This is a genomic window from Ensifer sp. ENS09 (assembly GCF_014852425.1).
In the GTDB taxonomy this organism is placed as follows: Bacteria; Pseudomonadota; Alphaproteobacteria; order Rhizobiales; family Rhizobiaceae; genus Ensifer.
The window spans coordinates 210,103-222,509 of sequence record NZ_JACVBP010000006.1; the positions used below are offsets into that span (position 1 = coordinate 210,103).

Consider the following 12,407-nt stretch of genomic DNA (forward strand, 5'->3'; position numbering starts at 1 on the left):
CAGATGTTTCGCGCCCTCTCCTCAACGACGGTCCGCTGGCGTCCGCTGGAAGGGGAAGGGCTCGAACACCTGACGCTGACAAAAATCGACACCACCGACGGCGCGGTCATCCGCGCCGTCGGCGTTCTGATCGGCAGCCGCGGCGGCACGCCCTATGGCGCGCGCTACCGGATCGACTGCGACGACAGCTGGCACGTTCGCAAATTGATTGTCGACACCACCGATGGCCGCAGCCTGCATCTGCGCTCGGACGTTCCGGGCGAATGGGCGACGGCACGCGGCACGCCCCTCCCCGAATTCGACGGCTGTATCGATATCGACCTCGCGGGAACGCCCTTCACCAACACGCTGCCGATCCGCCGCCTCGGGCTTGTGAGCCAGTCCGGCACCGCCAGACTGAAGATGCTCTACGTGCCATTCGACACGTTTCAGCCTGTTGTGGACGGCCAGCACTACACCTGCCTCGATGATTTCAGGCTCTATCGCTACGAGGCCGAGGACCGCAGTTTTGCCGCGGAACTGCCCGTAGACGAGGACGGCCTCGTCATCGACTACCCCACCCTTTTCCAAAGACTATCACCGGAGACTATCTGATGACTTTCAAGACCCTCGACGATCTGACCGACATCGCCGGCAAGCGCGTTCTGGTGCGCGTCGATCTCAACGTGCCGGTTAAGGACGGCGTGGTCACCGACGCGACCCGCATCGAGCGCGTCGCGCCGACCATCCGCGAGCTGTCCGAGAAGGGCGCCAAGGTCATCCTGCTCGCCCATTTCGGCCGCCCGAAGGGTGAACCGGTCGCCGACATGTCGCTGAAGACGATCGCTCCGGCCGTCGAGGACGTGCTCGACCAGCGCGTTCATTTCGGCGCCGACTGCATCGGCGACAAGGCCAAGAACGCGATCGCCGACATGAGCGACGGCGACGTGCTGCTGCTCGAAAACACCCGCTTCCACAAGGGCGAGGAAAAGAACGAGGCCGAGTTTGTCAAGGCGCTTGCCGCCAATGGCGACATCTACGTCAACGACGCCTTCTCGGCCGCCCACCGCGCCCATGCCTCGACGGAAGGTCTTGCCCATCACCTGCCGGCCTATGCCGGCCGCACCATGCAGGCCGAACTCGAAGCGCTGGAAAAGGGCCTCGGCCAGCCGAAGCGGCCGGTCGTTGCCATCGTCGGCGGCGCCAAGGTCTCGACCAAGATCGACCTGTTGCAGAACCTCGTGACAAAGGTCGATGCGCTTGTCATCGGCGGCGGCATGGCCAACACCTTCATCGCCGCCAAGGGCATCAATGTCGGCAAGTCGCTCTGCGAGCATGACCTCGCCGACACCGCCCGGGCGATCATCGCCGCTGCCGACAAGGCCGGCTGCGCCATCGTGCTGCCGGAAGACGGCGTCATTGCCCGCGAGTTCAAGGCCGGCGCCGACAACGAAGTGGTCGACATCAACGCCATTCCGGCCGATGCCATGGTTCTCGACGTCGGCCCGAAGTCGATCGCGGCCGTCAATGACTGGATCTCCAAGGCCGAAACGCTGGTCTGGAACGGTCCGCTCGGCGCCTTCGAAATCGCGCCTTTCGACAAGGCCACCGTTGCCGTTGCCAAGCATGCGGCTGCCCGCACCCGTCAGGGTTCACTGGTCTCGGTTGCCGGCGGTGGTGATACCGTCGCGGCGCTGAACCATGCCGAAGTCGCCGACGATTTCAGCTACGTCTCGACCGCCGGCGGCGCGTTCCTGGAGTGGATGGAAGGCAAGCCGCTCCCGGGCGTCGACATCCTGAAGCAGAAGTAAGACATACAACCGGCGCGCGGGAAGCACTCTCACGCGCCGGCAATCAAGAAAAAACCTTATTTATTCAAACGATTAAAAAATTTTAAATCGTTTCAGTCGATTTTCTCGCCATTTTCCTGGACAATTTCACCTGTTACTCGCGCTCCTGTTGGGAGCGTGGCGGTTGCCCCGCGCACCGTCGGCCCTGCAACTGTTTCAGTGTTCGCCTGATCCTCACGATCAGCGCTGTCTAGGGAGAGAAAAAGCATGACGGAAAAACTGGAAGACATCGCCGTCGCCATGGTCGCCAATGGCCGCGGACTGCTTGCCGCCGACGAGTCCACGGCAACGATCAAGAAGCGCTTCGATACGATCGGCCTCGAATCCACCGAGACCTCCAGGCGCGATTACCGCGAGATGCTGCTGCGCGCCGAAAAGGCGATGCGCAAATACATCTCCGGCGTCATCCTCTACGAGGAAACCCTGTTCCAGCATGCGGTCGACGGCACGCCGCTCGTCGACATCATCCGGGCCGCCGGCGCGATCCCCGGCATCAAGGTCGATGCGGGCGCCAAGCCGATGACCAACTTCCCGGCCGAAACGATCACCGAAGGGCTCGACGGCCTTGCCCAGCGGCTGGCGAGATATCACGAGGCCGGCGCACGCTTTGCCAAGTGGCGCGGCGTCGTCTCCATCTCCGATACGCTGCCCACCGCCGGTGCGGTGCGCGCCAATGCCCATGCGCTCGCCCGCTATGCCGCCCTTTGCCAGGACGCCGGCATCGTGCCGATCGTCGAGCCGGAAGTGCTGATGGACGGCGCGCCGGGCGACCACTCGATCGATCGCTCCGAACAGGTGACCGAGTGGACGCTGCGGACCACCTTCGAGGAACTGGCGGCCATGCGCGTCAAGCTCGAAGGCATGATCCTGAAGCCAAGCATGGTGATCGACGGCAAGAAGGCCCGCAATGCCTCCGTCGCCGAAGTGGCCGAGCGCACCATCCGGGTACTGAAGCGCACGGTGCCTTCGGCTGTACCGGGCATCGCCTTCCTCTCCGGCGGCCAGTCGACCGAGGAGGCGACCGCCCACCTCTCGGCAATGAACGCCAGCCACGACCTGCCCTGGAAGCTCACCTTCTCCTATGGCCGCGCCCTGCAGCAGGAAGCGCTGACTGCCTGGCACGGCAAGGCCGACAACATCGGCACCGGCCAACGCGCCTTTGCCCATCGCGCCGAGATGTGCAGCTTGGCGGCGAAGGGGACGTGGAAGAAGGAACTCGAGAAGGCCGCCTGAGCCAGGTTGACCGCATAGGAGGGGCCGCATGTCGGCCCCTTTTCCTTGCAAAGGGTTGGTGTCTGCAACGCGAACGCGACGGCTTCGTCGGCGCAGTGGAACTTGTCACCCGGACAAGTTCGGGTCTTTGTGCGGTGTGTCGGCTGTCTTAAGCCTTGACATCAGAGCCGACACGATGAGCGCCAGCGGCGCTCCACCAGCGAAAGCCACGACCATGACCTCAGACACCGCGCCGAAGTCCGTTGCCTATGTCACCGTCGACGTCTTCACCGACGAGCGCTTTGCCGGCAACCAATTGGCGGTCATGTCCGACGCCCGCGGCTTGAGCGATCGTCAGATGCAGGCGATCGCGACCGAATTCGGGTATTCCGAAGTCACCTTCGTGCTGCCGCCGCGGGACCCTGCGAACACCGCGGAAGTGCGGATCTTCACGCCGACGACGGAGATCCCCTTTGCCGGCCATCCCAATGTCGGCACGGCCTTCGTGCTCGGCCGCCAAAAAGAAGTCTTCGGCCGCGCGCCCGGCGAAATCCTGCGTTTCGAGGAAAAGGCCGGCCTCGTCGAGGCCACTTTGCTGCGGGAAGACGGTGTTGTCGTCGGCGCCACCATCGTCGTACCGCGCAGCCTGACCGTCGGCCCAGAATTCGACGCCGACACGATCGCGGCCTGCGCGTCGCTCGCGCCTGAGGCCATCAGCAGACGCGTGCACGCACCGAGCCGGCTTTCCGTCGGCCTGCCCTTCGCCGTCGCCGAAATCATGGATGTCGCGACGCTGTCGTCCGCCCAACCCAATGTCACCGCCTTCCAGGCCGCCAATGCCCGCTACAAACCCGAGGAAGACAGTTTCAGCCTGTTCCTCTACGCTCGCTCGGTGGAAGCGCCCTGGCAGATCCGGGCGCGCATGTTCGCACCGCTCGACAATGTCAATGAAGACCCGGCTACCGGCAGCGCCTCGGCAGCGCTTTCCGCCTATCTCGTCTCGCTCGTCCCGGAGCAGGATATCGATGTCGACATCACCATCGAGCAGGGTGTGGAGATGGGGCGTCGCAGCCTCATCGGCGCGCATGTCCGAAAGCAGGGTGGCGTCGTTCGCAAGGTCAGCCTTTCCGGCCATTGCGTCAGCGCCATGCGCGGCCTGATCGAGCTCTAGCGCTTTTCAACGCCTCAGGCGCGGTCGCGCTCCGGCAGAAGCTTCAAGATATCGGCAAACATATCCTGCCATTCGGCGTCTTCCATCTCGAGGAAGCCGAACCCCCGCAGCAGGAAGACGCCTTCCGTTGCGAGAAACACCATCCGCGCCCTGCGCCCCTCCTCAGTCGACAGGTCGAGACCGTCGAGGCGGGCGCGATACCAGGCGCGGTTCTTCGCCATGTGCTCTTCCCGCTGCAGCAGTGCGGCCATCATGCCGGATGTGCGGGCATTGTCGGCCGTGTTCATCCGGGCGGTCACCGCCGCATGGGCGCGCATTGCCTTGATCGGATCGGGATCGTCGCCACCCTCCGCCGCTACCGCGGCATCGAATTCATCGAACCAACGCTGCATCATCGCGTCGATCAGGCCGTCCTTGTTGCCGAAGCAATATTGCACGCCGCCCTTGGTAATCCCGGAAGCCTTGGCGACGGCATCGATCGTCAGCCCGGCCGCGCCGACTGAATTCACCACCGCCTCCGCCGCATCCAGAACCTTGTCCCGATCGATCGTTCTTCGTCGTCCCATCTTGACTTCCTATTTCAAATCCATACGTACGTATTTAAATAAACAACGACCGTGATCTAAACAAGGCCCAGCCTCCATTTCCCAAGTGGGCGGCCACCCGAGGTGTACCATGCTACCGCAAAATCGCTGGCTCATTCTGGCCATCGTATCGAGCGCCCTTTTCCTGATCGTCGTCGACATGACGGTGCTCTATACCGCCCTGCCGCGGCTGACCCATGATCTCGGCGCCACCGCGTCGGAGAAGCTCTGGATCGTCAATGCCTATGCCCTGGTCGTCGCCGGCCTTCTGCCCGGCCTCGGCACGCTTGGCGACCGCCTCGGCCACAAGAAGCCCTTCATCGTCGGCCTTGCCGTCTTCGGTATCGCCTCGCTGATCGCCGCCTATGCACCGACACCGGCGATCCTGATCGGTGGTCGCGTCCTGCTCGCCGTCGGCGCCGCTCTCATGATGCCGGCGACACTGTCGATCATCCGGCTGACCTTCACCGACGAACGGGAACGGTCGCTGGCGATCGGCGTATGGGCGGCGATCGCGTCCGGCGGCGCGGCGATCGGCCCGGTGCTTGGCGGTTTCCTGCTCGAATACTTTTGGTGGGGCTCGGTCTTCCTCATCAACGTGCCGGTCGTCGCGATCGCCCTCCTGCTCGGCCTCATCGTGCTGCCGAACAACGCCGGCAATCCGAAACACCCTTGGGACGCGATCGGTTCGCTGCAAATCATGGTCGGTCTCATCGGCCTGGCCTATGCCGTCAAGGAAACAAGCAAGCGCGAGCCGTCGCTGGAAGCGGGCCTTGCTGCCGCCGTGATCGGTGCGATCGCACTCTTTCTCTTCGTGCGTCGCCAGCGCCGCAGTCCGCATCCGCTGATCGATTTCAGCCTCTTCCGCAATGCGGTGTTTTCCTCCGGCGTCGCCGCCGCACTGGTGGCATCCGCCTCCATCGTCGGCATCGAACTGGTGCTGAGCCAGCAGTTGCAGCTGGTCGAGGGCTTTTCGCCGCTCGAGGCCGGCTTCTTCATCCTGCCGATCCCGCTCGCCGCTTTCGTCGCCGGGCCGCTGACCGGTACGCTGCTGCCGCGCCTCGGCGCCGAAGTGGTGCTGCGCTCCGGCCTCATCCTGGCGGCGCTCGGCCTCGGCGGCTATCTGCTTGTCCATGAAACCGGAGCGCTCGCCCAGGTCGCCACCCTCGTGGTTCTCGGCCTCGGCATCGGTGCGTCCATGACCGCCGCCTCCAGCGCCATCATGTTCAACGCCCCGCCGGAACGGGCCGGCATGGCAGCATCGATCGAGGAGGTCTCGTTCGAGCTTGGCGGCGCGATCGGCATTGCCGTGCTCGGCACCGTCATGTCGGTCGTCTACACCGCCTTCCTCGTCCTGCCGGAGGGCGCTGCGATCCCGGCGATGGCACGCGACAGTCTCGACGAAGCCCTGCTTCTCGCCGAGAAGCTGCCGGCGGATGTGGCGAGCGAACTGGTGACCCGTGCCCGCTTCTCCTTCGAAGGCGCGTTTACCGCGGTCGTGATGGTGGCGACAGCCATGCTGTTCGTGACCGGAGCGGCCATCTGGTGGCTGACCGCCGGGCGGGTCAGCGCCCCTCAGGGATCCCGCCAGGCGGGTCCCCACTAAGCAAGTGCGAGCCGCCGGATGGCAACGACTGTCCGGCGGTTCAGCGCAATCCGGCCTCGCATTTTGCGATCGCCTCGACCATCGCCTGGAAACGGACATGGTGGCGAACGGCGTCGAGGTCTGAATCCTGCTTGAACCAGAGCAGCTGGTAGCAGGAGCTCTGCGGCAGCAAGGTCTCGAGAAGATCGAGCGCCGCATCGATATCGCCGAGGATGCAATAGACACAGGCCGTGTTGTAACGGGCGACCACGTCATCGGGATCGATCGCCAGCGCCCGCGCTGCCCATTCCCGCGCACGGTCGGCCTCGCCCATATGGGCAAGCGCCAGCGCGCCGCGATGGGCCGGGCCCGAGTTTTCCGGATTGAGTTCCAGCGCCCGCTCCGCCCGGGCAATGCCGATGCGCGCCCACTGCTTGCGTTCGCTGTCGCGGCCGAGCGTGCGATAGGCGCTCATCAGGTGGATCGGTGACAGATAATCGTCCGGCCGGATGTCCGCGGCACGCTTGAAGAACTGGATCGCCATTTCGAATGCGCCCTGCATGAACAGGAAGCGGCCATAATGGAAGTTCGCCTCGTAGAGCCCGGCATCGAGCGTCAGCGCCTGCTCGAAGGCGGCAACCGCCTCCTCGCATTGGCCGTCCTGGTGAAGCACCAGTCCACGGGATGCGTGTGCCTCCGCGAGGTCTGGATCGAGCGCCAGCGCCCTGTCGGTGATGGACAGGATGCTTTGCAGCGGAAACTCGTCCTCGTGCCAGTCACGCAGCGCCGACTCGCAATCGGCGATGCCGGCATAGGCGCGGGCAAAATCCGGATCGAGTTCCACCGCCTTCATGAACATGCGCCGCGCGAGCAGGAGATAGGAGCGCGTCCAGGCATGCGAAAACTGCCGGCCGCGCAGATAGTAGGTGTAGGCCTCGACGCTTGTCGTCGGGTCGCTCTCGATCGCCCGCCTTTCCGCCGGCAACAGCTTGATCTTCAGCTGGTCGACGATCGCATGGGTGATTTCGTCCTGGATGGCGAAGATGTCGGTCAGGTCCCGGTCGTAGCGATCGGCCCAGAGATGCGTGCCGGTCAGCGCATCGATCAACTGGCCGGTGATGCGCACCCGCGCGCCCGCCTTGCGTACGCTGCCCTCGAGGATGTAGCGAACACCGAGTTCCTGGGCCACCTGCTTCACCTTCACCGATCGCCCCTTGTAGGTGAACACCGTGTTGCGGGCGACGACGTGCAGCTTCGATATCTTCGAAAGATCGGTGATGATGTCTTCGGTGATGCCGTCGGAGAAGTACTCCTGCTCGGGATCGTGGCTCATATTGGTGAAGGGCAGTACGCCGACCGAGAGCCCGTAGCCATCGTCGAGCACCACCGGACACGATCCGCTCGGCGCCGACGCGACCTTGGTCGGTGCACCGAGCGCCACCGAATAGACATGCACGCCGGCGGCGATGTTCTTCAGCGTGTGTTCGCCCTTGTCGATGAAGCCAACATCCAGGCGCGCGCCGACATGATCGCGCACGGAAGCCGAGACGGCGATGCCGGAGGGTTCGGCGAGGCCTTCGAGGCGCGCTGCGACATTAACGCCGTCCCCGAAGATGTCGCCATCCTCGACGATGATGTCACCGAGATGCACGCCGATCCTGAGTTCGATGCGTTTGAGCGGCGAAACGCTTTCATTGCGCAGCAGCATGCCACGCTGGATATCGACGGCGCAGGCGACCGCGTGCACGACGCTTGCAAATTCGACGAGGATGCCATCGCCGGTGAGCTTGACGATGCGTCCCTTGTGACGGGTGATCTTCGGATCGACGAGTTCGCTCTTGTGCCGTTTCATCGCGGCCAACGTACCGGTCTCGTCAGCGCCGATCAGGCGACTGTACCCCACGACATCGGCAGCGAGAATGGCAGCAAGCCGGCGTTCCAAGAAACCCTCGAAGTCATCTCCCGAATGAGGCTCGCACTTTAGCGCTTTCTTTCCCATCTGTCCTGCGCCCTTTTCTGGTTGAAACGACAGGTTTCGCAACCAAGGTAGCGGTGAGCCGCAGGCGATGGAGTTCCAAAGGTAACGGGGAGTTGCGGCGCAGCGGCCGGATCAGGGACGGATCAACACCGTCACCATCATCATCACGATGGCGAAGACCGCGATCTTCCAGAAATCGCGACGGCGGCGCAGCCCCGGAATGCCGATCGGCCAGAGGAGCTGAATGGCCATGATCAGAAGCAGAAAAAGGGCGATCGCCTTCTGCATGTTGCCCTCGTCTACCGGGAGGCTGCCTCGACCGGTGAAGCGTTCGCAACACCGGCACTCTTCGTCGCACGCAGCACCGCCTCCCCCGAGGACGAGCGATACGTTGCGCTTGGCAAAAAGGGCTAGTGTTTCCGCGGGCGATTTGCAATGACCGGCCGCCGCATGTTGCGTCATTCGTCTCCGATCGAAGGACAAAACCTGCGGCAACGCCAGGCGCTGCAATCACAAACCGGCTGGCAATTCACCAGGCACCGCCCTAACTTGCTGACGGCAGAACGAATTTCGGATGAATGATGAGAAAGAACCTGCTCCCTGTCGCCGCCCTCCTGCTCGGCACGCTGTTTCTCTTTCTGGGCAATGGTCTGCAGGGGTTGCTTCTTCCGGTGCGCGGCACCGCTGAAGGTTATCCCACCACCATCCTCGGCCTGATCGGCACATCCTGGGCTGCCGGCTTCGTGCTCGGCTGCTTCTTTGCGCCCACGGTCGTCAAGCGCATCGGCCACGTGCGCGCCTTCAGCGTCTTTGCATCGCTGATCGCCATCGTCGCGCTGCTCACCGGCATCCTGATCGACCCGACCTGGTGGCTGATCCTCAGAGCGCTGACCGGCTTTTCCACCGCTGGCACCTCGATGATCATCGAAAGCTGGCTGAACGAGCGCGCCACCAACGAGAGCCGCGGCGTCATTTTCTCGCTCTATATCGCCATCACGCTCTTCGGCGTCGTCGGCGGCCAGATGATGATCCCCTTCGGCGATACGTCCACCACCATCTTGTTCATGATCTGCGGCATCCTCTACTGCGTCGCCATGCTGCCGACGCTGATGTCCAAGGCCGCCTCGCCGCAGCCGCTGAAGAAGGTGAGCCTCGACCTGCGCGGCCTTTATCGCAACTCGCCGGTTTCCTTCCTCGGCATCCTGCTCGTCGGCATCGCCAATGGCGCCTTCGGCACGCTCGGCGCCGTCTTCGGCCGCCAGGCGGGACTTTCCGACAGCACCGTGGCGGCGATGATGAGCGTGGCGATCTTTGCCGGCGCCGTCATGCAGTTGCCGGCCGGTCGCCTATCCGACCGCATCGACCGGCGCTACGTTCTCGCCGCGCTTGCCGGCATCGGCGCGCTTGCCGGGCTTCTCATCTTCCTGATCGAGCCGAGCCAGGTCTGGATCGTGCTGACGCTGATCGCGATCTACGGCGCTGCGGCCAACGCGCTCTACCCGATCGCAGTGTCGCACGCCAACGACTTCGCGACGGCCGAAGACTTCGTCAAGGTCTCCGGCGGCCTGCTGCTGCTCTACGGCATCGGCACCATCATCGGCCCGACGATCGGCGGCCCGGTCATGACCGCGGCAGGCCCCTACGGCCTGTTCATGATCACCGCCTGCGCCCATATCCTGATCACGGCCTATGCCATCATCCGCAGCCGGATGCGCGCACCGGTTCCGGTCTCCGACCGCGACGCCTTCTCGCCGGTCAATGCCGGTGCGCCGACGACGCCGGAAAGCCTGCAGCTTTCGCCGCGCGCAGCCCCGTTCGAAGAAGCACACAACGAACCGGACAAGCGTCCGGAATGGGAGGATCAGTCGGATGAGCCTGTTTGACGACGACCGGCCGCAGAAGAAGGTGGCCCATGAAATCGGCAGCGATCTCGCGCTGCTGTCCGTGGATGAGCTGACCCAGCGCATCGCGCTTCTGACCGAGGAGATTACCCGGCTGGAGGCGGAGCGGACACGCAAATCCGCCAGCCGCTCGGCCGCCGAGAACCTGTTTCGCTGATCCGGCGGCGTAAGGTCGCACCGCAGCAAAACGGAGCGCGTTTAACGCGGCATTAAGCATTATCTGCGATTGTCAGGGCATCCGGAGCTTTCCGGTTTCAGACAATTTCTCCGACTGGCGAATGGGTCTGATTTTCTCCCTGTTTTACCTTGAGAGCCGCTTTCCGCGGCTCTTTTTTTGTTTTGGCATAGGTTTATCTAAAGAACTGTGGAGATTAACCCTTTCTTAAGAATGCCCTTGCGCGAAATGCGCTATCGGATCATTCTTCAAGCATAGAGACGGGCAAGGATTTATTTCCCATAGCCGTCCCCTACCTGACTGTCGTGATGCGTTTGAACCAGGGAAAACAGGTCATGTCCGAGAGAGGATTGAATACGGTCAGTTTCGCAGGACACGCGGCGTCCTCGGCACAATTCAAGACACTCTATTCGGAAGGCATGGGACTGGTCGAAGAAACGGCCACCTATCTTGACGGACCCGGCCGCGCCGCTTCCAAGGTCCTGCCGCGCATGGCATCGGTGCTCTATGCAGCCGAATCCATGCGGCTGACCACCCGCCTGATGCAGATGGCCTCCTGGCTCCTGCTGCAGCGCGCTGTCAACAATGGCGAGATGAGCCGCGACCAGGTGATGTCGGAAAAGAGCAAGGTTCGCCTCGACAGCTTCAACGTCGACAAGTCCGCTCCGGGCTGGGCCGAGCTGCCGGAATCCTTCCGTGACCTGATCGAGCGGTCGCTGCGCCTGCAGAACCGCGTCGCCCTGCTCGACCGCGAAATCTATCGCCCGCACGAAGCGGCCGCGATCGTCCCGGACAACCAGAACGGCGTCAAGGCGCAGATCAAGCTGCTGCAGACGGCCTTCGGAACCAACTGACGCCGCGCGCAAAGAACAAATCTGAGAAACCAAACCCGCCGCAACAGCAATTGCCGGCGGGTTTTTCTTTGCGACCGGCAGCGGCGGCGGCCGCCCCTCGTCATCGGCAAACAGCGACTTATCGGACATGATCCTCACCGAAGCCGACTTGGCTCCCTTCCGCGACGCGAACGGGCTTGCACATCTGGAACCACTTCCCGGGTTCCTCGAGAGCGCTGCGACGCTACTCAGCCCCGGACGCGTCATCCTGCCAAGCCAGATGTTGACCCCGACCCACAAAGCCTTCGAGACCGAATGGAACGCCTTCGATTCCGGCAGGCCGCGAGAGACGCTCCAGGCGATCCCCGTCCTTGCCTTCCGACGGCACGTACCTGTTCTCAACCCAGCCGTGGAATGACGCGGACTGGTCCATCAGTGCTCAGGATTCTACTGCCAGCAGATCAGGATGATCGCGACGCGCCTGAGGCCGACGCCGGCGATCGCTGCGCATTTGAACGCCATAGTCCGAAAACACCATGACGCGGACGCCGGTTTCCTTCATCCCGACAATCTGCGCGCATCGCAGATCGTGTCTTACGTCGAAACGCTGGCACGCCTGGGCCTCGACTGCGACGTTTCCTGGAGAAACCTCACCGAGGGCGCCTATCCGATCGACGCCACGCAAGCGCATCTCGATCGTCTGACGGAAGAGGCGTTGCCGCCTGCGGAAATCGCCGACTGGTCGGATCCGGAACCGCGACATAACGCCGTCATCCTGCTCCTTGCCTGGAACAGCGACTGAGCGCCGCTGCCCGCAGCGCTGCGCCCGGCGTATCTCCCAAAACCAAGACAGCAAAAAGCCCGGGCCAATGACCCGGGCTTTTTGAAATACCGAAGAGGCGTTCGATTAGAGGCCGAGGCCTTCGAAGCGCTTCTTGAACTTGGAGACGCGGCCGCCGCGGTCCATGAGCTGCTGGTTGCCGCCCGTCCAAGCCGGGTGCGACTTGGGGTCGATTTCCAGGTTCATGGTGGCGCCTTCAGAACCCCAGGTCGAGCGGGTTTCGTATTCGGTGCCGTCAGTCATGACTACCTTGATGACGTGGTAATCGGGATGGATGTCTGCCTTCATAACGATCTTC

Annotated in this window: 14 protein-coding genes; 10 read left to right on the forward strand and 4 right to left on the reverse strand. The window is 63.3% G+C overall.

Going from position 1 to position 12,407, the window contains the following annotated elements; genetic code table 11:
• Positions 1–3 precede the first annotated feature (3 nt).
• The 4 genes from IB267_RS27750 (at position 4) to IB267_RS27765 (ending at position 4,212) form a co-directional block, all read left to right on the forward strand.
• On the forward strand, positions 4–594 hold the full coding sequence (locus IB267_RS27750) for a putative glycolipid-binding domain-containing protein (RefSeq protein WP_192450707.1): 591 nt from the start codon (positions 4–6) through the stop codon (positions 592–594).
• Positions 594–1,790 carry a phosphoglycerate kinase gene (gene pgk / locus IB267_RS27755; RefSeq protein ID WP_192450708.1) on the forward strand — a complete coding sequence of 399 codons (1,197 nt, stop codon included), beginning with the start codon at positions 594–596 and terminating at the stop codon, positions 1,788–1,790. The genes IB267_RS27750 and pgk overlap by 1 nt, the downstream gene beginning before the upstream one ends.
• Before the next feature lie 246 nt (positions 1,791–2,036).
• The gene (locus IB267_RS27760; protein WP_192450709.1) at positions 2,037–3,062 is read left to right on the forward strand and encodes a class I fructose-bisphosphate aldolase; all 1,026 of its coding nucleotides are present in this window, start codon (positions 2,037–2,039) and stop codon (positions 3,060–3,062) included.
• Between the two features lie 214 nt (positions 3,063–3,276).
• Positions 3,277–4,212 carry a PhzF family phenazine biosynthesis protein gene (locus IB267_RS27765; protein WP_192450710.1) on the forward strand — a complete coding sequence of 312 codons (936 nt, stop codon included), beginning with the start codon at positions 3,277–3,279 and terminating at the stop codon, positions 4,210–4,212.
• A gap of 14 nt (positions 4,213–4,226) precedes the next feature.
• Here IB267_RS27765 and IB267_RS27770 read toward each other — a convergent pair whose 3' ends face one another.
• Positions 4,227–4,778, reverse strand: a complete 552-nt coding sequence (locus IB267_RS27770; RefSeq protein WP_192450711.1) for a TetR/AcrR family transcriptional regulator — start codon at positions 4,776–4,778, stop codon at positions 4,227–4,229.
• 109 nt (positions 4,779–4,887) lie between these two features.
• Here IB267_RS27770 and IB267_RS27775 point away from each other — a divergent pair, with 109 nt between their 5' ends.
• Positions 4,888–6,402 (forward strand): MFS transporter, encoded by a 1,515-nt coding sequence (locus IB267_RS27775; RefSeq protein WP_192450712.1) that lies wholly within the window; start codon positions 4,888–4,890, stop codon positions 6,400–6,402.
• 40 nt (positions 6,403–6,442) lie between these two features.
• Here IB267_RS27775 and IB267_RS27780 read toward each other — a convergent pair whose 3' ends face one another.
• On the reverse strand, positions 6,443–8,380 hold the full coding sequence (locus tag IB267_RS27780; protein WP_192450713.1) for a tetratricopeptide repeat protein: 1,938 nt from the start codon (positions 8,378–8,380) through the stop codon (positions 6,443–6,445).
• Between the two features lie 111 nt (positions 8,381–8,491).
• Complete coding sequence (locus IB267_RS27785) at positions 8,492–8,869, reverse strand: hypothetical protein (protein ID WP_192450898.1); 378 nt, start codon at positions 8,867–8,869, stop codon at positions 8,492–8,494.
• A 71-nt stretch (positions 8,870–8,940) separates the two neighbouring features.
• On the opposite strand from IB267_RS27785, the gene IB267_RS27790 reads away from it, so the two are divergent.
• The 5 genes from IB267_RS27790 to IB267_RS27810 all read left to right on the forward strand — a co-directional run bounded on the left by IB267_RS27790 (position 8,941) and on the right by IB267_RS27810 (position 12,070).
• Positions 8,941–10,242, forward strand: a complete 1,302-nt coding sequence (locus IB267_RS27790; protein ID WP_192450884.1) for an MFS transporter — start codon at positions 8,941–8,943, stop codon at positions 10,240–10,242.
• Positions 10,229–10,417: a DUF1192 domain-containing protein gene (locus IB267_RS27795; RefSeq protein ID WP_043610601.1), complete on the forward strand. Its 189-nt coding sequence runs from the start codon at positions 10,229–10,231 to the stop codon at positions 10,415–10,417. Before IB267_RS27790 ends, IB267_RS27795 begins: the two co-directional genes overlap by 14 nt.
• Positions 10,418–10,770: 353 nt before the next feature.
• Positions 10,771–11,289, forward strand: a complete 519-nt coding sequence (locus IB267_RS27800) for a DUF1465 family protein (protein ID WP_043610604.1) — start codon at positions 10,771–10,773, stop codon at positions 11,287–11,289.
• 127 nt (positions 11,290–11,416) lie between these two features.
• Positions 11,417–11,686 carry a hypothetical protein gene (locus IB267_RS27805; protein ID WP_192450714.1) on the forward strand — a complete coding sequence of 90 codons (270 nt, stop codon included), beginning with the start codon at positions 11,417–11,419 and terminating at the stop codon, positions 11,684–11,686.
• A gap of 48 nt (positions 11,687–11,734) precedes the next feature.
• Positions 11,735–12,070, forward strand: coding sequence for a hypothetical protein (locus IB267_RS27810; RefSeq protein ID WP_192450715.1), 336 nt, complete (start codon positions 11,735–11,737; stop codon positions 12,068–12,070).
• Positions 12,071–12,175: 105 nt separating this feature from the next.
• Here IB267_RS27810 and rpmE read toward each other — a convergent pair whose 3' ends face one another.
• Positions 12,176–12,397, reverse strand: coding sequence for a 50S ribosomal protein L31 (rpmE, locus tag IB267_RS27815; RefSeq protein WP_034806140.1), 222 nt, complete (start codon positions 12,395–12,397; stop codon positions 12,176–12,178).
• Positions 12,398–12,407: the final 10 nt, after the last annotated feature.

Excerpts from the sequence above, each read along its gene's own strand:
- IB267_RS27750 (WP_192450707.1), top strand. The coding sequence starts at position 4 with ATGTTTCGCGCCCTCTCCTCAACGACGGTCCGCTGGCGTCCGCTGGAA.
- pgk (WP_192450708.1), top strand. The coding sequence starts at position 594 with ATGACTTTCAAGACCCTCGACGATCTGACCGACATCGCCGGCAAGCGC.
- IB267_RS27760 (WP_192450709.1), top strand. The coding sequence starts at position 2,037 with ATGACGGAAAAACTGGAAGACATCGCCGTCGCCATGGTCGCCAATGGC.
- IB267_RS27765 (WP_192450710.1), top strand. The coding sequence starts at position 3,277 with ATGACCTCAGACACCGCGCCGAAGTCCGTTGCCTATGTCACCGTCGAC.
- IB267_RS27770 (WP_192450711.1), bottom strand. The coding sequence starts at position 4,778 with ATGGGACGACGAAGAACGATCGATCGGGACAAGGTTCTGGATGCGGCG.
- IB267_RS27775 (WP_192450712.1), top strand. The coding sequence starts at position 4,888 with ATGCTACCGCAAAATCGCTGGCTCATTCTGGCCATCGTATCGAGCGCC.
- IB267_RS27780 (WP_192450713.1), bottom strand. The coding sequence starts at position 8,380 with ATGGGAAAGAAAGCGCTAAAGTGCGAGCCTCATTCGGGAGATGACTTC.
- IB267_RS27790 (WP_192450884.1), top strand. The coding sequence starts at position 8,941 with ATGAGAAAGAACCTGCTCCCTGTCGCCGCCCTCCTGCTCGGCACGCTG.
- IB267_RS27795 (WP_043610601.1), top strand. The coding sequence starts at position 10,229 with ATGAGCCTGTTTGACGACGACCGGCCGCAGAAGAAGGTGGCCCATGAA.
- IB267_RS27800 (WP_043610604.1), top strand. The coding sequence starts at position 10,771 with ATGTCCGAGAGAGGATTGAATACGGTCAGTTTCGCAGGACACGCGGCG.
- IB267_RS27805 (WP_192450714.1), top strand. The coding sequence starts at position 11,417 with ATGATCCTCACCGAAGCCGACTTGGCTCCCTTCCGCGACGCGAACGGG.
- IB267_RS27810 (WP_192450715.1), top strand. The coding sequence starts at position 11,735 with ATGATCGCGACGCGCCTGAGGCCGACGCCGGCGATCGCTGCGCATTTG.
- rpmE (WP_034806140.1), bottom strand. The coding sequence starts at position 12,397 with ATGAAGGCAGACATCCATCCCGATTACCACGTCATCAAGGTAGTCATG.